We start from the raw sequence: 18,981 nt of genomic DNA on the forward strand, positions 1-18,981 counted from the left end.
TCAGTAGCGGATGCGCGGATCGAGCACGACATACAGCAGGTCGATCGCCAGGTTGATGAAGACATACACGAACGAGAAGAACAGGATCGTGCCCTGCACCACCGGATAGTCGCGCGCCAGCACGGCGTCGACGATCAGGCGTCCCACGCCCGGGATGTTGAAGATGGTCTCGGTGACGACCACCCCGCTGATCAGCGTGGTGAGCGCCAGCCCGATGACGGTGACGATGGGCACCGCGGCGTTGCGCAGGGCGTGGCGGTACAGCACGTAGCGTTCGGGCACGCCCTTGGCGCGTGCCGTGCGCACGAAGTCTTCGCCCAGCACTTCCAGCATGCTGCCCCGCGTGATGCGGGTGATCAGCGCCACGAACACCGTTGCCAGCGTGATGGTGGGCAGCGCCATGTGGTACAGAAACGTCCCGAACCCCGACGCCAGCCCCGCGTAGCCCTGCACCGGAAACCAGTTCAGCTTCACCGAGAACGCCAGGATCAGCAGATAGCCCACCACGAACGCCGGCACCGAAAACGCCAGCACCGTGACCGCCAGCGTGACGCGGTCGAACAGCCCCTTGTGCCACCACGCCGAAAACACGCCCAGCGGAATCGCGGCAAAGATGGTGAGCAGGATCGCGCAGATGGCCAGCGCCATCGTCGGCCCCAGCCGCTGGCCGATCAGCGTGGTCACCGGGTCCTTCGAAATGATCGAGGAACCAAGGTCGCCTTGGAGCAGCGCGCCCATCGCCAGGGCGTATTGCGTGGGCAGCGGGCGGTCCAGACCCATCTCGGCGCGGACCTGCGCCACGGCTTCCTCGCTGGCCATGTCGCCGGCGATGACGCGGGCGGGGTCGCCCGGCGCCAGCCGCAACAGCAGGAACACCACGGTGGCCACCACCAGCATCACGGGGATGGCGGCCAGCACGCGCTTGAAGATCAGATTGAGCATGATGGAGATCCCTTCCCGCTACTTGGGCGAGGTCCAGAAGAGCGGAATCGGCGCATCGACCATGTCCGCGAACTTGGCGTTGTAGCCCTTGAACTTGGAGTACCCGCCCAGCGGCACGTACATCACCTGTTCATAGTTGCGGCGCTGGATGGCCTGGGCAAGTTCGCGGCGTTCGTCCTCGGTGCGCGCGGCGGCGAAGCGGCCGCGCAGCTCGTCCATGACGGCGTCGTGCGTCCAGCCGGGATAGGTGGAATCCGCGCGCCCGTCCAGGTTGGGATTGCCCACCGCCGAGATCAGATCCAGGCTGGACATGTTGGACTGGAAGATGCTCCAGCCGCCGTGATCCACGCCCTCTTTCTTGCTGCGGCGGCTGAGCAGCGTGGCCCAGTCCATCGACTGGATCTCGACGTTCATGCCGATGCTGCGCAGCGCCTGCACCGTGACGGGCGCGATGTTGGCGAAGATGGGCAGATCGGTCGGATGCAGCACCACGACCTTTTCGCCGGCGTAGCCGCTTTCCTTCAGCAGCTTGCGGGCGTTTGCCAGATCCGGCGGGTTGATCTGCGTGGCGCCTTCTTCGGACGCGTAGGGCGACACGCAGGTCAGCACCGCCCCGCACACCTGGTAGACGTCCGGATCGCCGATCTGCGCGTCCAGGTAGTCCGCTTCATACAGGGCGGCCAGCGCCGCGCGGCGCACCTTCACGTTGTTGAAAGGCGCCTGCAGCCAGTTCATCCGCAAGGTGAACATGTTGGAGTTCTTGCCGTAGGACTTGAGCGCGATGCCCTTGGCGTCCTTCAACTGCGGCATCAGGTCGGGCGGCACGTCCTCCAGGAAGTCGATCTCGCCGTTGCGCAGCGCGTTCACCGCGGTCTGGCTGTCGGGGATGTTCAGGAGTTCCAGCCGGTCCACCGTGACGACCTTGCCGCCCGCGAACGCACTGGCCGGCTCTTTGCGCGGCACGTAGCCGTCGAACTTTATATAGGTGGCTTTCACGCCGGCCTGGAAATCGGCCTGCACGAATTTGTAAGGGCCGGACCCGATCGTCTCGCTGATCGCCTGCGAGGCCGGCGCGGATGCGATGCGCTTGGGCATGATGAACGGCACCGGCGAGCTTTCCTTGGCCAGCGATTCCAGCACCAGTCCGTAGGGCGCCTTGAGCTTGAGCGTGAAGGTGTCGGCGCCCGTCGCGGCGAGTTCGGCGGTGGCGTTCTTCAGGCGGTTGCCGATCGTCGCGTCGCCCGCCTGCCAGCGCTGCAGGGACGCGACCACGTCTTCAGCCGTGACCGGCGCGCCGTCATGGAACACCAGTCCGGGGCGCAATTTGAAGACATAGTTCATGCCGTCTGCCGACACCGTCCACGACTCCACCATCTGCGGCTGCGGACGGCCTGACGCGTCCATCGAGAACAACGTGTCGTAGACCAGATAGCCGTGGTTGCGGGTGACGTAGGCCGACGTCAGGATCGGGTCCAGCACGCGCAGCGGCGCGTGCATCACGAACCTGGCGGTGGTCTCGGCCTGGCTGGCGGCTGGCACGGCGGCCAGCGGCGCGGCTGCGGCCAGGAACATTGCTGCGGAAAACAGAAAGGATCGCTTCATTACTTCCCCTTTATGGTTTGGTCCTGCGCCGGCAGCGTGCCGGCGGGCCTTGGTGCGGATCAGGGCAACAGGATCTGCCGCCCCGTCCAGGGCGCGGCCCGTTCCAGCTCGGCCGCCAGGCGCAGGATCTGGTCCTCGCGCCCAAAGTGCCCGATAAGCTGGCTGGCCACCGGCACGCCCGATTCCGTCCAGTCCAGCGGCAGGCTGGCTGCCGGCTGGCCCGAGGCGTTGATCACCGCCAGGAAGGTCGCATAGCGCGACACCTTTTCGCGGAACGCCCAGAATTCGCCTTCCAGCGCCAGGTCGCCCAGCTTGGCCGGCAGTTGCGCCAGCGTGGGCGTCAGCACCAGGTCGACGTCCGTCATGGCCGACTCGATGGCGCGTCCGATGGCGTGAAAGCGGTTGATCGAATCCACGTATTGCATGGAGGTCAGTTCGCGGCCCACCGACAGGCCGTCGCGGATGACCGGTTCCAGGTCGTCGTCGCGCAGCGCGCGGCCGCGGATTGCCAGGCGCGCCTGCACGGCCAGCACGATGTTCGTGGCCAGCACGGTGCCGTGGGCGCGGACGAATCCCGAGTAGTCCAGGTCCGGCAACGGCGCGTCGACGACCTCGTGTCCCAGTTCCCGGCACAGGCGGGCCGTGCGTTCGACGCCGGCCAGGCATTCCGGCGCGATGGGGATTCCATTCCAGGCCTGGCGCCACACGGCGATGCGCAGGGGCTCGCGGCGTTGCTCGCGCACCGAATCCAGATACGAGCCCGGCGCGGGCGGCGCGGCGTAGGGCGAACCCGGCGCATAGCCGCTGATCCCGTCCATCGCCGCCGCGGTATCGCGCACGCTGCGCGTCAGCACGCCTTCGCAGGCCATGCCGCCCCACCCTTCGCCGCGAGCCGGCCCCATCGGCACGCGGCCCCGGCTGGGCTTTAAGCCAAACACGCCGCAGCAGGCAGCCGGGATGCGGATCGACCCGCCGCCATCGCTGCCGTGTGCCACCGGCACGATGCCTGCCGCCACTGCAACCGCGGCGCCGCCGCTCGAACCGCCGACCGACCGGTCCAGCGCCCGCGGGTTCAGCGTGGCGCCGCCGTTGCGGCGCGCCTCGGTGGACGGTCCCATGCACAGCTCCGATACCGTGGTCCGTGCGAATGGGATCAGTCCCGACGCTTCGAATCGCTGGGCCAACGTCGCGTCGAACGCGTATTCCGTGTCGTCAAACAGTGCCGAACCCAGGCTGGACGGAAAGCGCACGCTCGGCAGACCCGAATCCTTGAGCAGAAAGGGAATGCCGCGGAACAGGCCGCGCTCGGTCCAGCCGCCGGCCAATTTACGGCCCGTTTCAGGCTGCACGTAGGTCAGCGCGTTCAATGGCGCGCCGCGTTCTTCGGCCAACTGCAACGCGCATTCCATCAGCTCGGCCGGCGTCACCTGTCCGCGCGCCAGCAGCCCCGCCAACGCCAATCCGTCCTGCCCTTCGTACTCGTCTGTCCGCATGACTTCCCTGCAACCTTGATGCGCCTGGGTGGCCGGCGCGATAGCCCGCATCCGATTCGATGCCCTGCTTTTGCCGCCTACTTTTCAGGTATTGTTTAGCAATACCGATGTAGCTCATAAAAATATTCTAAGCGAGCAACTTCGGGGCACGCAACGCGCGATGCATCAGGGATTTCCCGCGATGGCGGGCTTGTCGAGGCGTTGGCGCGTTGTGCCGCGGACATCGGTATTGCCGATCGCGGCGCCGCCCCCAATAATTTCCGCACGCTCGAATTCCCCTCCTCTCATCGGCAAGGAAAAACGCTCATGCACATCCTGGTTGCTGGCTTCCAGCACGAGACCAACACCTTCGCGCCCTCCAAGGCGAGCTACGACAACTTCGTGCGCGGCGAAGGCTTTCCCGCGATGGTGCGGGGCGCGGACATGTTGGCGCTGCGCGAGGTCAACATTCCGGCCGGCGGCTTCATCAACGCGGTAGCCGCGGAAGGCCACACCGTGCAGACCGTGATCTGGGCAGGCGCCAGCCCGTCTGCCCATGTGACGCGCGACGCCTACGAACGCATCGCCGGCGAGATCCTGGACGCGGTGCGGGCGGGCGGCTTTGACGCCATCTATCTGGACTTGCACGGCGCCATGGTCACGGAACATCTGGACGATGGCGAAGGCGAACTGCTGGCCCGCGTGCGCGAGATCGTGGGATCGGACGTGCCGGTGGTCGCCAGCCTGGATCTGCACGCGAATGTCACCGCGCAGATGCTGCAAAGCGCCGACGGCCTGGTGGCGTTTCGCACCTATCCGCACGTGGACATGGCCGACACCGGCGTGCTGGCCGCGCGGCTGCTCATGGCGCGCATGCAGGCCGGCGGCAAATGGACCCGCAGCGAACGCCGCCTGCCCTTCCTGATTCCCATCAACGGCATGTGCACGATGCTCGAACCCTCGCAGGGCGTGTATGCCTTACTGGGTGAACTGGAACAGACGCCCGGCGTGGCCTCCATCTCGTTCGCGCCGGGCTTTCCCGCCGCGGATTTCCCGGAGTGCGGGCCGGTGGTGTGGGCCTACGGCACGGACGCCGCCGCGGTCGAGCAGGTCACGGAATCGCTGTATGCGCGCGTGCTGGCGCTGGAACCCGAGTGGTCGCCGGACTTTCTGGAACCGGCCGAGGCGGTGCGCCGCGCGCAAGCCCTGGCCGCGGAAGCGACGCGGCCCATCGTCATTGCGGACACGCAGGACAACCCCGGCGCGGGCGGTGACGCCAACACCACCGGCATGCTGCGCGCGCTGGTGGAAGCGGACGCGCAGAACGCGGCGCTGGGCTTGCTGTACGACCCCGACGTGGTGCGTCAGGCGGCAGAGGCAGGCGTTGGCGCCACGGTTGCGCTCAAGCTGGGCGGGCAATCGGGCGTGGCGGGCGACGCGGCCTTTGACGGGGAGTTCGTGGTCGAGGCCTTATCGGACGGCAAGCTGCGCTTTGACGGTCCGATGATGAACGGCATGGACGTGGACCTGGGCGGGACGGCCACGCTGCGGATTGGCGGCGTGCGCGTGGTGGTCAGCGCCGGCAAGGCGCAGATGCTGGACCGCAACCTGTTCCGCGTCGGCGGCGTGCAGCCCGAGGAAATCGGGATATTGGTGGTGAAAAGCTCGGTGCATTTCCGGGCCGACTTCCAGCCCATCGCGCACGAGGTGCTGGTGGCCAAGGCGCCCGGCCCGATGCAGGCCGATCCCGCGGATCTGCCATGGACGCGTCTGGCGCCCGGGATGCGGGTGCGGCCGCAGGGGCGGCCGTTCGTGGCGGCGTGAAAACGGCATGGCCGGCGCAAAGGCGCCGGCCATGCCGACGAAGGCGCCATCGTGGCCGCCATCAAGCGGTATTACTTCAGCTTGCCCTGCGGGCTGACGAAGTCTTCCAGCGTCAGTCCCTTTTCCTTCAGGATCGCCTCCAGCAGCGGTTGCAGCTTGCCCAGGCTTTCCTGAACGGTCTCGCGCACGGTATCGACGATGACCTGCGTGCTGCGCTCGATCTCGATGTTGACCGCGTCGCCCACCTGCTTGTCCTCGAAGACCGTCATGCGGCGCGTCTCGGGAATCAGCCAGACCTCAAACCAGCCTTCGGCGCGGTTCACTTCCGACACGGTCAGGCTGGCGCCGTTGATGGCGATATAGCCCTTGGCGAACACGTATTTGCGGAAGGCCTCGGGAATGCTGAAGCGCATCAGGCGATTGGTGTCCGACGACTTCACCATCAGCACCTGCGACGTGAAGTCCACGTGGCCCGACAACGGATGGCCGCCGATCTCGGCGCCGTCCTTGGCCGCGCGCTCTACATTCGCGCTGTCGCCCTCGCCATAACTGCCCAGCGTGGTGATCGCCAGGCTTTGCAGCATGACGTCGAACGTGGCTTGGTTTTCGGACAGGATTTCCGTGACGGTCAGGCAGACGCCGTCCGTCGACACGCTGGCGCCGATGGCCAGGTCAGTGCAGAAACCAGGGGGAAAATCCAGCGTGAAGGTGCGCAGGCCTTCGCGATCCGCGATCTTTGCGATCTTCGCGGTGCCTTGAACAATACCGGTGAACATACGGATCCTGAAAGCGGGGCGGCAGGCCCCGGAAGCAAAACATCAACGTTAACCGATATTTTGTCCGGGTCCTTGCTGGGGGCCGCTGCCCGGGCCATTGCCCGGGTCCTTGCGCGAACGCGGCGCCCCCGCGCCGGGATCAGTGGCGGATCGCGATGGTCTTCAGGCTGGTGAAGCCGTACAGCGCCTCAAAGCCCTTCTCGCGGCCGTAGCCCGACTGGCGCGAACCGCCGAACGGCAGTTCCACGCCACCGCCCGCGCCGTAGTTGTTGACGAACACCTGGCCGGCGCGCAGCTTGCGGGCCAAGCGCATCTGGCGGCCGCCGTCGCGCGTCCACACGCCCGCCACCAGGCCATACAACGTGCCATTGGCGATTTCCAGCGCTTCTTCCTCGGTGTCGAACACCATGGCGGCCAGTACCGGGCCGAAGACTTCTTCCTGCGCCAAGCGGCTGTCGGGCGGCACGTCGCGGAACAGCACGGGCGGCTGATAGAAGCCGGCCTCGGGCGTGCCGTCCTTCAGCTTGCCGCGCGCGGCGACCTTCATGCCTTGCGCCTCGGCTTCGGCCAGGAAGCCGCGCACGCGGTCCTGCTGGCGCGCGTTGATCAGCGGACCGACATCCAGGTCCGCCGCCGCCGGTCCGGTCACCGTGGCGGAAAACGCGTCCGACAGGCGCTTGAGCACGGTTTCGTACACGCCGCGCTGGATCAGCACGCGGCTGCCGGCCGAGCACGTCTGGCCGGCGTTCTGGATGATGGCGCCCAGCAGCACCGGCATCGCGGCGTCCAGGTCAGCGTCGTCGAACACGATCTGCGGCGACTTGCCGCCCAGTTCCAGCGTGACGGGCACGTGGTTCTCGGCAGCGGCGTGCGCGACCATCTTGCCGGTCTGCGGCGAGCCCGTGAACGAGATGTGGTCGATGCCCGGATGCGCGGACAGCGCAGCGCCGGCCTCATGGCCGTAGCCCGTGACGATGTTCAGCGCGCCGGCGGGCAGGCCGACTTCGGCGGCGATCTCGGCCAGCTTCAAGAGCGACAGGCAGGCATCTTCAGCGGGCTTGACCACGCACGCGTTGCCCGCCGCCAGCGCCGCGCCGACGCTGCGGCCGAAGATCTGCAGGGGGTAGTTCCACGGCACGATGTGGCCGGTGACGCCATGCGGCTCGCGCACCGTCAGCACGGTGAAGCCCGGGGTGTAGGGAATGGTCTCGCCGTGCAGCTTGTCGACCGCGCCGGCATAGAACTCGAAATAGCGCGCCACGGCGGCGGCATCGGCGCGCGCCTGCTTGATGGGCTTGCCCGTGTCGGCCGATTCCAGCTGCGCCAGTTCCTCCTGGCGGTCCAGCAGCGCAAAGGCAATCTTCATCAGCAGGCGGCTGCGGACGGCGGGCGCCATCTGGCCCCACTCGCCTTCGAACGCCTGGCGCGCGGCCTGCACGGCGCGGTCCACGTCGGCCTCGTTCGAGCGGGCCAGTTCCTCGAAAGGCTTGCCATCGGACGGGTTCAGGACGGGAATGGTTTCACCGGTGGCCGCGGCCACCCATTGGTTGGCGATAAAGTTCTTCTGAGTCACGATGTGCGGAGTAAAGTAGCGGCCGAACGGCCGGTTGGGGGAAGCAGCATGTCTCGGAGCGCTTGCCAGCAGCTGGGCCGGCCGCGCCGCCTGCGCGTCGTGCGCGCGGGCGTTGTGGTTTGAATGGCAAGGTACGGGAGGCCTCCGCAACTTGTCAATTGAAATGACAGCTTTAATCCCAACCTTCAGGATATTTTTCTGGATGATCGGGTTATCCCTAATATTTCAGGGGCTTAGCGGCCCGCCGGTTAGTCATGCCGCATGACAACCTGTCCCTACTTGAAGGAGCGCCCGATGAGCAACGTACGTGACCCGCAGCTTGAATCGCTGCTGGCCGCGGCTACCCGCCCCCGTCCCGAACTGGACGTGCTGGCCGAGGTGGCGTCAGGCCTGGGCTATGTCCGCGCCGAGCGCTTTGCCGAGCGCGTCTACGAAAGCCTGTTCTACGCGATCGCCACCGGCAAGATTGCCCCCGGCAACAAGCTGCCGACCGAACTGGAACTGGCCGCGCTCTTTGAAGTGTCGCGGCCCGTCGTGCGCCAGGCGCTGGACCGGCTGCGTGAAGACCAGCTCGTGGACTCGATCCGCGGATCGGGCTCCTACGTGAAGTCCAAACCGGACCTGATGGGCGGCATGCCCGCCGTGGACCCCGCGCGCCGCGTGGGCCACATCCTGGAAGGCCTGGAACTGCGCATGGTGATCGAGCCCGAATGCGCGCACCTGGCCGCACTGCGCCGCACACCCGAAGACCTGCAGGAAATGGACCGCATGCTGACCGGCTACGAAGAGGCCGACGCATCGGGCGCCATCGCCCACCATCACGACTATGGCTTTCATCGCGCCATTGCCACGGCCACCGGCAACCAGCGCTTCGTGCAGGTGCTCAAGTCGCTGGAATACGACGTGAGCCACGCCGTGAACGTCATGCGCCATCTGGTCCACAGCGAACCCTGGAAGCGCACGCGCGCCGCCATCGACGAACACCGCCACATCTACAAACTGATCCGCGATCAGGATGCCGAGGGCGCGCGCAACGTCATGCGCGCCCATATCGAAAAAGCCCGCAGCCGCATGCTAAATAGCGGCTCGGAACACTGAGCAGGAAGCCGTACCCCATGTCATCGCAACGCCCGCAACTGAACCTGAACCAGCAACTCGTCATCGTCACCGGCGCCAGCCGCGGCCTGGGCGCCGCCATCGCGCAGGCCTTCCTGCGTGAAGGCGCCAATGTCGTCATCAACTACCTGAACAGCGCAGAGCGCGCCGAGGCTCTGGCGGCTTCCGCCCCGGACCGCGCCCTGGCCGTGCAGGCCGACGTGCGCGACCCCGCCGCCGTCGCCGCCCTGGTCGCCCGCGCCAGCCAGCACTTTGGCCAGCCGGTCAGCACGATCGTCAACAACGCCCTGCCCGCCTTCCAGTTCAACGGCGACGCCCGTCCCCACGCCGACACGCTGGACTGGGCGCAGATGAACGCCCAGATCGAAGGCAGCGTGCGCGCGGCGCTCAACACCACGCAGGCCGCCCTGCCCGGCATGCGCGCCGCCGGCGGCGGCCGCATCATCAACGTCGGCACCAACCTGGTCCAGAACCCGGTCGTGCCGTACCACGACTACACCGCTGCCAAGGCCGCACTGCTCGCCTTCACCCGCACCTTGTCCCACGAACTGGGCGCGGACGGCATCACCGTCAACATGGTGTCCGGCGGCCTGCTGCGCACCACCGACGCCTCGGCCGCCACCCCCGACGCCGTCTTCGACATGATCGCCGCCGGCACCCCGCTGCGCGAAGTCACCACGCCAGAGCAATTTTCGGATGCCGTGCTGTTCTTCGCCAGCCCCTGGTCGCGTGCGGTGACCGGGCAGAACCTGATTGTCGACGGCGGACTGGTGAAGGGTTGATCGCCGCATCCGGGAAGCCTCCCGGATGACGCTAATGCGTCGTGTGTTACGGTGGACCGGCAAATCCACCGCAACCCAGGAGGCAAGATGAAGACACAGATCAGTTATCGAAAGCTCGACGGCAGCGACGGCGTGGCGCTGGTGAATGGCGGGATATCCGAGACGCAGCAGGCAAAGCAGGAACTGGCGAATTGGCTGGACTTGCCGGCGGCGGACGCGGCGGGCGGAAATCCGGACGATGTCGACGGCCGGCTGCGGCGCGGGGGAATCGAGCCGGGATCGGTTGAGTTCAATCACATCAGCGAATAGCTAAAGCCAAAACCCCGATTCGCAGGAATCGGGGTTTTTGTTTGTGCGTGTCTGACACCTTGCGGCGGCGGTGGAGCTCCGCTGGCCGGTGTCTGACACCGCAATGAGACGCTGCCCCGAACTGGCGATCGCCTCCCGCGGGTGTCAGACAGCCAATATGCGCAGGCCGGGCAAAAAAGCGCGTCATGGCGGCGCGGTATCATTCCGCATCTGCATGGGGCGGCCTCGCCCCCCCGAATTGCTCTCGCTTCAACGACGCCATCGAAGCCGGATTTGATGCCCTCGGCCCGTCACGCCGACGCGATGCCGCGAGAGCCGCGTAAACAAACATCTGAACAAAACATGAAACTCGCCACCTGGAACGTCAACTCCCTGAACGTGCGCCTGCAACAGGTCCTCGACTGGCTCGCCGCCAATCCCGTCGACGTGCTGTGCATCCAGGAACTCAAGCTCACCGACGACAAGTTCCCCGAGGCGGCATTCAAGGAAGCCGGCTACCACGCTGTGTGGGCCGGCCAGAAAACCTATAACGGCGTCGCCATCATTTCCCGCGTGCCCGGCACGACGATGGTGCGCAACATCCCCGGCTTTGATGACCCGCAGCAGCGCGTCCTGGCCCTGACCGTCCCCAGCCCCGAAGGCGACGTGCGCGTCGTCTGCGCCTACTGCCCCAACGGCCAGTCGGTCGGGTCCGACAAGTACGCGTACAAGCTGGAATGGTTTGAAGCCATGCGCAAATGGCTGGCTGAAGAGATCAAGCAATTCCCCCGCCTGGCCGTGCTGGGCGACTACAACGTCGCGCCCGCCGACGAAGACGTGCACAACCCCGAAAAGTGGGAAGGCCAGGTCCTGGTGTCCGAACCTGAACGCCAGGCCTTGCGCTCGCTGATCGACGTGGGCCTGACCGACTCGTTCCGCCTGTTCGAGCAGCCGGAAAAGTCGTTTACGTGGTGGGATTACCGCCAATTCGCGTTCCGCCGCAACGCCGGACTGCGCATCGACCACGTGCTGCTGTCCGCCCCCCTGGTCAAGCGTTGCACCGCCTGCGTGATCGACAAGGAACCCCGCCGCAACGAGCAACCGTCAGACCACGCGCCGGTCATCGCCACGCTCGCATTTGTCTGAAAAATATCGGCGCCGACGCGTGTTGCGCAGCCGGGGGGAATTCCTGTATATTTCTGGTCTTGCTTGATTTGGGGCGGTAGCTCAGCTGGGAGAGCGTCGCGTTCGCAATGCGAAGGTCGGGAGTTCGATCCTCCTCCGCTCCACCAAATTCCAGACGGAAAAGCCTTGGACACTTTTTGTGTGCCAAGGCTTTTTTGTTTCTACGGGCAGAATCTCTACGGCCCGTAGGTGGAACCTACAGCCCGCCTATGGAGCCGCAATATTTGTACGGCAAGCGCGACGGCGCTTGACCGTTTCACCGGCAAGGCTTCAACGTGTGCAGATCCAGCAGCGTGAACCGCCCCCCGTCCAGCCAACCCCCCGTGTCGATGTAATACACATTGCCCAACTGCGCCGGCTTGCGCAGCGTCATGTGCCCGTGGACCACCGCACGGACGTTTCGGACAGGTTTGGCATATTGCATTCGATAGCGGTCGATGGACCACAGGCACGCGTCTTCATCGTCCAGACTGAAGCCGGCGCCATGAATGGCTTGCCAATCGTCATAGGGAAAGTCGGCATGCACCAGACCGACGACACCGCCCGGCGTTTCCACCTCGATGGCCAACGGCAAGGCATTCAGGCATGTAGCGATGCGGACCTGGGTGTCGCCATCGCACGCGTCCAGCCATTCCCCGCCATGGAGGCGATGATCCACGTCGGGAATGGGGTTGTTCATGGCGCGCCGCCACGTCATGAGGTCGTGATTCCCGCAGATCGCGTGAAACCAGGGGCGCTCCAGCCAAGCCAGAACCTCGGCGGACTCTGGCCCGCGATCGACGAGATCACCGACGGCGAACAAGCGGTCATGCTCAGGGGAAAACCGGGCTGCGGCAAGCGCGGCTTCAAGCCGGCCGAAATGGCCGTGAATGTCGCCGACGGCGAGATCGCGGCCTTTGGTGTTTAGACCAAAGCGCTCTACACGCAGATTTCCGGACCTTTGAGCTGCTTCCATGCGGCTTTTCACCCTTACCCTTCCCTGGCGTTGAGGCGCTGTTCCAGCGTCCCAATGGATTGCAACACATCTTGGATCTCGGGCAGCGCGCCGAAAACCATTCCTCCCATCGCCACGTAATCGCGCGCTAGCGATTCGCTCATGGGCTGCGACGGCGCCAAAGTGAAAGAGCCGCGCTGCGCCAGGTCCAGCCCCAGATCGCCGCTGCCGAAGAACATCCGCGCGTGCAGCGCGCAGTCCTGAGCCAAATCCTGGTCGGCCAACCACGTACTGATGTCCGGGTGCTGCAATAGGCGGTGGATGTCGTAAAAGTGACGCGAGACCCGCTGCCCGCCCTGGCGTAACTCCCCCGGCGGTCATGCCATTGGCGCGCCCCGTGCAAGATGATGATCTTGTCCCAAAACGTGCGCTCGGGCTTAACGGTTGTGACGTCGCGCACCGCCATGTCCAGATCGGCCAAATCGTCAGCGATATAAGGAATGACGGTGGCCGACTCGTGCGGGTCCAACGCCGACTTGGCGCCTGCCTCAATCTTTACAGCGGAACGAATGTAGTCGCCCTCCGCAGACGTCACGGCGGGATACCAGAACAGCAACGTCTGCCGGTCGGGATCTTCAAGGTCCAGCTCCACACGGAATTGGTCGGTGAGCATGATCCGATTTGCAATCTCGCCCAAATGCACTGCCATCACCTCGGCAATGTATTGCCGGCAGGCGTCGCGGATGCGATCGAGACGGACGCGGCGTTGTTTGCCGCTCAAGGCGTGGAGGTCCGACACCTCGATGGGCTCGCCGATATCCTGGCGAAACACCGTAATGTCTATGTCCTCGGAAAAGCGCGAAATCAGTCCGAATGATTTGGACAGCGACGTGCCGCCCTTGAACAGCAAACGCGGCCCCTTGGACGGCAAGCCGTTGAACAGGGCATCCAGGACCCAGCACACCCAGAAGTCTTTTTCGACATGTTGAACGGCGGTGCCCAAACGCGCGGCCGTGGTCAGAAACAAGCCGCGACGCTCTGCGCCGCTCGCCTGAATGACCGTCTGGAAATTCAAATTCATGCCGAGGTCCCACTGCGCGACTGGCGCTATCTGGAGACCGTCATTGTCTCCTCGGGCGCACCTACCTGTGGAGTGCAACCGGGCAATTCTCGGACCAAGTCCTGCATCCACGCGGGCAAGGTGCTGAATCCCGCCGATATGTCTTGGCGAATGGCAGCTCCTTGAGGAGAGTCTGCCAGGATGGCAGACAGCCGTTTGAGGATGTTGGGTTTGTTGGCGGGCAAAGTGTCTTTGAGCCAGTGCAACGCCTGCACAACGCGCATTGCAGGCCTTCCGGCCCAAAACAAACGGCTTGGAGCAGTGAGCTTGAACTGAATCACCAGATTGTCGAACCGGATGGCCCGCCGGCGAGCATCGGTATGAATCGTGACGTGCGCGGGCACAGCATGAGTCAGTCCCAGATCGTTCGCTGCGGTCATGCCATCGACCAGCAAACGCAACTGATCCCGACGGGCGATCGCATCCAGCACCGCGCGATAGTCCGGGACTGCGGCCTTTTTCGTCAGGCTGTTTACTCTGGGCCGGTCATACAACCCACGGTCGATCCGGCGCAATTTCCCCGCGGCAGCAAGGCGCTGCAGCGCCTTGTCCACCGCGTCGCGGCCACCCAGATGGGCGAAATCAGCCGGCCCCCAGACATGGCCGGGCCTGGCGGCCTCCATGCTGGCCACAATCTGAGTCTTGATATCGTTCATAGGGCATCCTTGTCCGATATTTGTATATCTTTTTCGGACAGGCGGCAAATCTGTCCGAAATTTGTAGGCCAATTTCGGACGGCGTGATTACTACGCCCCTCTCAAACCGTCTCCTTATCCAACCGCCGCACCGCCGCGCTCAGCGTCGAAAAATCAAACTCCTTCCGTCCGCGCATCACCAGCCGGATCAGCACCGTCGTCACCACCGGCACAAACGCCGCCAGCAGGAACGATTCCAGCAGGAAGGTCGGCTTGTCCCCCGGCGCGGGGAAGAAGAAAAGGCCGGCGATCAGCCCCGTGATGGTGGCCGTGGTCGCCGTGAATCCATCGTGCTTGCGGCTGAAAAGCCCGTAAAACACCGGGAAGGCGGCGGCCGAGCACAGCAGGTCGGCCAGCAGGAACAGGTACAGCACGCTGTAGCCTTGCGACGCCACGATCATCACGGGGATCGCCATCAGCAGCACCAGCCACCGCGCCAGGCGCTTCATGGTGGCGCCGCCGGCGTTGGGCATCAGGCGGCGCAGGTCGACCGCGATGATGCTGGACACCGCGCTGATGGCGGTGTCGGCGGTGCTCATGACCAGGGACAGACCCAGCGGAATCAGGGCGATGACGAACCACGCCGGGGCGTGCGGCATGATGACGCTGAACAGCGCAATCGAGCTGTCGCCCTCGGGCGCCAACCCGACAAACGCCAGGCCGAACAGGCCCATCAAAAAGATGAACGGCGCTACCAGCACGCCGCCCAGCAGAAAGCCGTTGCGCATCGTGCGGGTGTCGCGGGCGGCGTAGATGCGTTGCCAATTGCCCTGGTGGAAGATGCCGGTCAGCAAAATGGCGACAAAGAAGGTTAGCCCCGCCTTCACGCCCACCGGGTCGGTCAGGTCCAGCAGTTGCGGCGCCTTGGCCTGCAGGGCTTCGATGGTGGGCAATGCGCCACCGGCCGCCTGCCAGCCGACGACGCACAGCACCACCAGCAGCGGCACGATGATCATCATCTGCACCTGATCGGTGAAGATGGACGAGCGCAGGCCGCCGTAGGTGGTGTAGAGCAAGGTCGTCCCCATCACGATGGCGGCGGTGGCCCACAGGGGCACGGGCGCCAGCATCGCGACCAGCTTGGCAATGGCGGTAACCTCGGCCGACAGCGCGATAAACAGGTAGAACAGCATGATGAAAAGCGCCAGGCCATACATGGGCCGGCCGTAGCGCGCCATCAGGAATTCGGTCAGCGTGTGACCGTGCGGGATCAGTTCGCGCATGCGCCGGCCCAGCGGAATCATGACCAGGCGCGGCGACATCGACCCGAGCGCGTAGCCGATCACGGCGGCCAGCCCGCCCCAGGTTGCGGCCTGCGCCGGCGAAAAGAGAATCCATGCGCCCAGCGTGGACGCCATCAGCGTCAGGATCGTGCCAAACGACCCCTGGCTGTTGCGCGCGACGATGTAGTCTTCCAGGGTGCCGCGCTTGCGCCGGGTGTACAGCACGCTGGCCACGGCGAAGCCGCCCGAGAACAGCAGCAGCCATACCAGGGCGGTGGTTTGGGTCAACATGAAGGTCGGTCCTCCCGCGGGCGGCCTGAGGCCGGACGCGTAACGCGGCGGCCCGCCGTCAGGGAGCCGCGAGATGAATGGAATCAGGGAGGGCGCGCGAGAGACTTGCGGTGTCCTTCCCTTCGCCGGCATTACCCGGATCAGGTTCAAAGGGTTACCGCATAGACGCGGAATCTCAGCCCGTACAGGGCTCCCCCAGGAATTGCCGCAAGGTTAGGAGAGCGGCGCGGCGATGTCAACGCGCGGCGTGAGAAACGTTGGGCCGGGCATGCCGGGCAGGCGCCGCGGCCGCGCAAGCCCCGCCCACCGCAACCGCGCCCGCCCGCCGTTTTATGCTAAGTTCGCCCGCTTGCGGCACCTGCGGGCGTGCCGGACGCGGCAATCAATGACGCAATCAATGACGCAACTGATGACGCAATCGACGAGCTGATCGCCATGATGCACCTGAACCTGTTCATTTTCGGCTGCGGCCACCATCGCGCGGCCTGGCGCCACCCGGACTCGGCGGCCGAGCGGCTGGGCGACATCAGCTACTACGAAAGCCTGGCCCGCACGGCCGAGCGCGGCAAGCTCGACGCCATTTTCTTTGCCGACGGCCAGTCGATGGACAACATCGGCGACGGGCCGCGCTGGTATCTCGAACCGCTCACCACGATGGCCGCGATCGCCCGCGCCACCACCCGCATCGGCCTGATCAGCACGGTTTCCAGCACGTTCTTCACGCCCTTTCATGCGGCGCGCATGGTGGCCTCGCTGGATCACATTTCCGGCGGCCGCATGGGCTGGAACGTGGTTACCTCGATGTTCGACGCCGAGGCGCGCAATCACGGCTACGAAGCCATGCCCGGCCACGACTGGCGCTACGCGCGCGCCGAGGAATTTGTCGACGTTGCGCTGAGGCTGTTCGACTCGTGGGACGACGACGCGCTGGTCATCGACCGCAACGGCCACTTCGGCGTGCCGGACCGCCTGCACAAGATAGATCACCATGGCGAACACTTTCTGGTGGACGGCCCGCTTACCGTGCCGCGACCGCCGCAGGGGCATCCGGTGCTGTTCCAGGCGGGCGCCTCGGATCAGGGCCGCGATCTGGCGGCGCGCCGCGCGGAAGCCATCTATGCCGTGGCCTACGACTTGCCCGCCGCGCAGTCCTATTACCGCGACATCAAGCAACGTGTCCGGGCCGCTGGCCGCGACGCGTTCGTGCCCATCATGCCGGGCCTCGTGACCTATGTCGGCTCGACCGAAGCCGAGGCCCGCGCCAAGCAGCGCGAATTGGACGAACTCCTGCCCGCGGACGCCTCATTGCGCCAACTTGGGACGTTCGTCCTGCAGGATTGTTCGGGCTGGGAACTGGACGCGCCCGTGCCGCCCCTGCCTCCGCTGCCCGAGTTCACAGGTCCCAAGGGCCGTTACGGCACCATCCTGCGCATCATCGAAACCGAGCAGCCCACCGTGCGCCAGTTGCTCGGCCGGCTGGCCGCGGGCGGCGGGCACTGCACGATGGTGGGCACGCCGGAGCAGATCGCGGACCGGATGGAACATTGGTTCAGGAATGAAGGCGCCGACGGCTTCAACCTGATGCCCCCGTCACTGCCGGGCGGCATCGACGACTTTGTGGAGCAGGTGGTGCCGGTGCTGCAACAGCGCGGGCTGTTCCGTAAGGACTACGAACACGCCACGCTGCGCGGGCATCTGGGCCTGGAACGACCGGGCCGCTGAGAGGGCAGACGCCGGACCGAAAAGCGTGCCGATCAGCTTGTCTGGGTCAATGGTTCGCGTTCGGTTTCGGGGACACGCGGCCGGGCAGCCGGTTGCGGCCGGCGAGCACGGGTGGCGATCCAGTCGTAAAGGCGAACGCCCGGCTCGCGCATCAAGGCGGTGACTACGCCGCTGACCACCAGCCCCAACACGATCAAGGGTAGCCAGGCCATCATGACGCACGCTTGCAGATTGCGGCGGCCGTACCGCAGGAGCTTGACCGGCACTTCGGCGCGCCGACCGCGATGGATTCGCGGGCTACCGCGCACTGCCTGATCTTGTCTTCAATGATGTTGCACATACAAAAACTGCCGTCGCGGGCAAGCATGACTGCCCACGGCGAAAAATCAAAAATGTAATGTAGCGTAGATTATGTTTCTACAAGCTTCACGAAACGGGGTGAAATCAAAATCCGCGTGACTTTATGGACTGCCCGGCGCAGCGCAGGCAGGCAAGGACGGACCGCCTGACGCTATGCCCGCTACACGTTGGGAAACTTCTCCACGATCTCCAACACGCCGTTGATGACGAACTGCACGCCCATGCAGACCAGCAGGAATCCCATCACGCGTGAGATCGCCTCGACACCGCTCTTGCCGATGACGGCGACGATGCGGCCCGCGAAATGCAGGCAGACCCAGAACAAGAGCCCCAGCAGCGCAAACACGATGACCGGGGCCACGCCCACCACCCAGCGCGCATAGTCCGGTGCAATGGCCGAATCGACCGACGATGCGCCGCTGATGATCATGGCGATCGTGCCGGGTCCCGCCGTGCCGGGCAGGGCAAGGGGCACGAATGCGATGTTGGGGCTCTGGCGCTCCTGCGCGTCGGCCGCGGCCTCGGCCTCCAGGGCGCGCGGCTGGTCCGACGGAAACAGCATGCTGAAGCCGATGCTGACCACGATCAATCCGCCCGCAATGCGCAGGCCGGGGATGGAAATGCCGAAGGTGTGCATCAGCAGCGCGCCGGCGTAGTAGGTCACCAGCATGATCCCGACCACGTAGAACGCCGCCTGGGTCACCTGCTTCTGCCGTTCCTTGAACGGTATCTGCTGGCCAAGCGACAGCAGCAGCGTCATGGACGTCAGCGGATTGGCCAGCGGCAGCATCAGCGCCAGACCCAGGCTGACGAGCTTGCCCAGTTGAATCAGTTCATCAATCATGTCCGCTCGCTAGAGTGTGCGCGCCGTCTACTCTACCTCACCCGCGGCCCAGCAACTCGGTCCACGGGCAGCGGCTGACCAGCGCGACCCAGAACGCCGCTCATCGTGACCACGCCGCGGCCATCGGAATGAGCATCGGCGCGGCTAATCATCAGCATCCATTAAACTGATGCAATTCCCGCAGCGGGCCGTGCTGCCTAGCATACAAGCGCCCGTTGCCTGCGGCTCTGCC

At 65.4% G+C, this 18,981-nt stretch carries 18 protein-coding genes, 1 tRNA gene, 1 pseudogene and 1 riboswitch; of the genes and pseudogenes, 7 read left to right on the plus strand and 13 right to left on the minus strand.

Going from position 1 to position 18,981, the window contains the following annotated elements; genetic code table 11:
* The 4 genes from B2W22_RS19730 to B2W22_RS19745 all read right to left on the minus strand — a co-directional run bounded on the left by B2W22_RS19730 (nucleotide 1) and on the right by B2W22_RS19745 (nucleotide 4,373).
* Complete coding sequence (locus B2W22_RS19730) at nucleotides 1-942, minus strand: ABC transporter permease (protein ID WP_175185139.1); 942 nt, start codon at nucleotides 940-942, stop codon at nucleotides 1-3.
* An 18-nt stretch (nucleotides 943-960) separates the two neighbouring features.
* Nucleotides 961-2,544, minus strand: coding sequence for an ABC transporter substrate-binding protein (locus B2W22_RS19735; RefSeq protein WP_286939308.1), 1,584 nt, complete (start codon nucleotides 2,542-2,544; stop codon nucleotides 961-963).
* Between the two features lie 59 nt (nucleotides 2,545-2,603).
* On the minus strand, nucleotides 2,604-4,037 hold the full coding sequence (locus B2W22_RS19740) for an amidase (RefSeq protein WP_286939309.1): 1,434 nt from the start codon (nucleotides 4,035-4,037) through the stop codon (nucleotides 2,604-2,606).
* Between the two features lie 165 nt (nucleotides 4,038-4,202).
* Entirely contained in the window at nucleotides 4,203-4,373 is a 171-nt protein-coding gene (locus B2W22_RS19745; RefSeq protein ID WP_239214438.1) for a hypothetical protein, read from the minus strand.
* Here B2W22_RS19745 and B2W22_RS19750 point away from each other — a divergent pair.
* Nucleotides 4,344-5,840 carry a M81 family metallopeptidase gene (locus B2W22_RS19750; protein ID WP_286939310.1) on the plus strand — a complete coding sequence of 499 codons (1,497 nt, stop codon included), beginning with the start codon at nucleotides 4,344-4,346 and terminating at the stop codon, nucleotides 5,838-5,840. The genes B2W22_RS19745 and B2W22_RS19750 overlap by 30 nt on opposite strands.
* 71 nt (nucleotides 5,841-5,911) lie before the next feature.
* On the opposite strand, the gene B2W22_RS19755 is transcribed toward B2W22_RS19750, so the two are convergent.
* Nucleotides 5,912-6,616: a riboflavin synthase gene (locus B2W22_RS19755; RefSeq protein WP_056569982.1), complete on the minus strand. Its 705-nt coding sequence runs from the start codon at nucleotides 6,614-6,616 to the stop codon at nucleotides 5,912-5,914.
* Nucleotides 6,617-6,755: 139 nt separating this feature from the next.
* Nucleotides 6,756-8,192: an aldehyde dehydrogenase family protein gene (locus tag B2W22_RS19760; RefSeq protein ID WP_200952151.1), complete on the minus strand. Its 1,437-nt coding sequence runs from the start codon at nucleotides 8,190-8,192 to the stop codon at nucleotides 6,756-6,758.
* A 291-nt stretch (nucleotides 8,193-8,483) separates the two neighbouring features.
* On the opposite strand from B2W22_RS19760, the gene B2W22_RS19765 reads away from it, so the two are divergent.
* The 5 genes from B2W22_RS19765 (at nucleotide 8,484) to B2W22_RS19785 (ending at nucleotide 11,667) form a co-directional block, all read left to right on the plus strand.
* Nucleotides 8,484-9,287 (plus strand): FadR/GntR family transcriptional regulator, encoded by an 804-nt coding sequence (locus B2W22_RS19765; protein ID WP_175185135.1) that lies wholly within the window; start codon nucleotides 8,484-8,486, stop codon nucleotides 9,285-9,287.
* A 17-nt stretch (nucleotides 9,288-9,304) separates the two neighbouring features.
* Nucleotides 9,305-10,087, plus strand: a complete 783-nt coding sequence (locus B2W22_RS19770; protein WP_286939311.1) for a 3-oxoacyl-ACP reductase — start codon at nucleotides 9,305-9,307, stop codon at nucleotides 10,085-10,087.
* A gap of 87 nt (nucleotides 10,088-10,174) precedes the next feature.
* A complete protein-coding gene (locus B2W22_RS19775) occupies nucleotides 10,175-10,396 on the plus strand; it encodes a hypothetical protein (RefSeq protein WP_175138907.1) in 222 nt (73 codons plus the stop codon).
* Between the two features lie 342 nt (nucleotides 10,397-10,738).
* Nucleotides 10,739-11,521: an exodeoxyribonuclease III gene (xth, locus tag B2W22_RS19780; protein WP_286939312.1), complete on the plus strand. Its 783-nt coding sequence runs from the start codon at nucleotides 10,739-10,741 to the stop codon at nucleotides 11,519-11,521.
* A 70-nt stretch (nucleotides 11,522-11,591) separates the two neighbouring features.
* Nucleotides 11,592-11,667 (plus strand) — tRNA-Ala (locus B2W22_RS19785).
* Nucleotides 11,668-11,816: 149 nt separating this feature from the next.
* Here the strand turns inward: B2W22_RS19785 and B2W22_RS19790 are convergent.
* The 5 genes and pseudogenes from B2W22_RS19790 to B2W22_RS19810 all read right to left on the minus strand — a co-directional run bounded on the left by B2W22_RS19790 (nucleotide 11,817) and on the right by B2W22_RS19810 (nucleotide 15,823).
* The gene (locus tag B2W22_RS19790) at nucleotides 11,817-12,515 is read right to left on the minus strand and encodes a metallophosphoesterase (RefSeq protein ID WP_175124164.1); all 699 of its coding nucleotides are present in this window, start codon (nucleotides 12,513-12,515) and stop codon (nucleotides 11,817-11,819) included.
* Between the two features lie 14 nt (nucleotides 12,516-12,529).
* Nucleotides 12,530-12,805, minus strand: a complete 276-nt coding sequence (locus B2W22_RS19795; protein ID WP_254595000.1) for a hypothetical protein — start codon at nucleotides 12,803-12,805, stop codon at nucleotides 12,530-12,532.
* A gap of 122 nt (nucleotides 12,806-12,927) precedes the next feature.
* Nucleotides 12,928-13,575, minus strand: a pseudogene (locus B2W22_RS19800) (nucleotidyl transferase AbiEii/AbiGii toxin family protein); the annotation flags it as partial.
* A gap of 26 nt (nucleotides 13,576-13,601) precedes the next feature.
* Entirely contained in the window at nucleotides 13,602-14,270 is a 669-nt protein-coding gene (locus tag B2W22_RS19805; protein WP_286939313.1) for a DUF6088 family protein, read from the minus strand.
* A gap of 101 nt (nucleotides 14,271-14,371) precedes the next feature.
* The gene (locus B2W22_RS19810) at nucleotides 14,372-15,823 is read right to left on the minus strand and encodes a sodium:solute symporter family protein (RefSeq protein ID WP_175124162.1); all 1,452 of its coding nucleotides are present in this window, start codon (nucleotides 15,821-15,823) and stop codon (nucleotides 14,372-14,374) included.
* Between the two features lie 100 nt (nucleotides 15,824-15,923).
* Nucleotides 15,924-16,030, minus strand: a riboswitch (TPP riboswitch).
* 228 nt (nucleotides 16,031-16,258) lie between these two features.
* On the opposite strand from B2W22_RS19810, the gene B2W22_RS19815 reads away from it, so the two are divergent.
* The gene (locus tag B2W22_RS19815; protein WP_175124161.1) at nucleotides 16,259-17,545 is read left to right on the plus strand and encodes an LLM class flavin-dependent oxidoreductase; all 1,287 of its coding nucleotides are present in this window, start codon (nucleotides 16,259-16,261) and stop codon (nucleotides 17,543-17,545) included.
* A 32-nt stretch (nucleotides 17,546-17,577) separates the two neighbouring features.
* On the opposite strand, the gene B2W22_RS19820 is transcribed toward B2W22_RS19815, so the two are convergent.
* Both B2W22_RS19820 and B2W22_RS19825 read right to left on the minus strand, forming a co-directional pair.
* The gene (locus B2W22_RS19820; protein WP_286939314.1) at nucleotides 17,578-17,811 is read right to left on the minus strand and encodes a hypothetical protein; all 234 of its coding nucleotides are present in this window, start codon (nucleotides 17,809-17,811) and stop codon (nucleotides 17,578-17,580) included.
* Between the two features lie 254 nt (nucleotides 17,812-18,065).
* A complete protein-coding gene (locus tag B2W22_RS19825; protein WP_279975433.1) occupies nucleotides 18,066-18,749 on the minus strand; it encodes a MarC family NAAT transporter in 684 nt (227 codons plus the stop codon).
* Nucleotides 18,750-18,981: the final 232 nt, after the last annotated feature.

The organism is Achromobacter sp. UBA4530 (assembly GCF_002388205.1).
Lineage (GTDB): Bacteria > Pseudomonadota > Gammaproteobacteria > Burkholderiales > Burkholderiaceae_B > Achromobacter > Achromobacter animicus.

Excerpts from the sequence above, each read along its gene's own strand:
- B2W22_RS19730 (WP_175185139.1), bottom strand. The coding sequence starts at position 942 with ATGCTCAATCTGATCTTCAAGCGCGTGCTGGCCGCCATCCCCGTGATG.
- B2W22_RS19735 (WP_286939308.1), bottom strand. The coding sequence starts at position 2,544 with ATGAAGCGATCCTTTCTGTTTTCCGCAGCAATGTTCCTGGCCGCAGCC.
- B2W22_RS19740 (WP_286939309.1), bottom strand. The coding sequence starts at position 4,037 with ATGCGGACAGACGAGTACGAAGGGCAGGACGGATTGGCGTTGGCGGGG.
- B2W22_RS19750 (WP_286939310.1), top strand. The coding sequence starts at position 4,344 with ATGCACATCCTGGTTGCTGGCTTCCAGCACGAGACCAACACCTTCGCG.
- B2W22_RS19755 (WP_056569982.1), bottom strand. The coding sequence starts at position 6,616 with ATGTTCACCGGTATTGTTCAAGGCACCGCGAAGATCGCAAAGATCGCG.
- B2W22_RS19765 (WP_175185135.1), top strand. The coding sequence starts at position 8,484 with ATGAGCAACGTACGTGACCCGCAGCTTGAATCGCTGCTGGCCGCGGCT.
- B2W22_RS19770 (WP_286939311.1), top strand. The coding sequence starts at position 9,305 with ATGTCATCGCAACGCCCGCAACTGAACCTGAACCAGCAACTCGTCATC.
- B2W22_RS19775 (WP_175138907.1), top strand. The coding sequence starts at position 10,175 with ATGAAGACACAGATCAGTTATCGAAAGCTCGACGGCAGCGACGGCGTG.
- xth (WP_286939312.1), top strand. The coding sequence starts at position 10,739 with ATGAAACTCGCCACCTGGAACGTCAACTCCCTGAACGTGCGCCTGCAA.
- B2W22_RS19790 (WP_175124164.1), bottom strand. The coding sequence starts at position 12,515 with ATGGAAGCAGCTCAAAGGTCCGGAAATCTGCGTGTAGAGCGCTTTGGT.
- B2W22_RS19805 (WP_286939313.1), bottom strand. The coding sequence starts at position 14,270 with ATGAACGATATCAAGACTCAGATTGTGGCCAGCATGGAGGCCGCCAGG.
- B2W22_RS19810 (WP_175124162.1), bottom strand. The coding sequence starts at position 15,823 with ATGTTGACCCAAACCACCGCCCTGGTATGGCTGCTGCTGTTCTCGGGC.
- B2W22_RS19815 (WP_175124161.1), top strand. The coding sequence starts at position 16,259 with ATGATGCACCTGAACCTGTTCATTTTCGGCTGCGGCCACCATCGCGCG.
- B2W22_RS19825 (WP_279975433.1), bottom strand. The coding sequence starts at position 18,749 with ATGATTGATGAACTGATTCAACTGGGCAAGCTCGTCAGCCTGGGTCTG.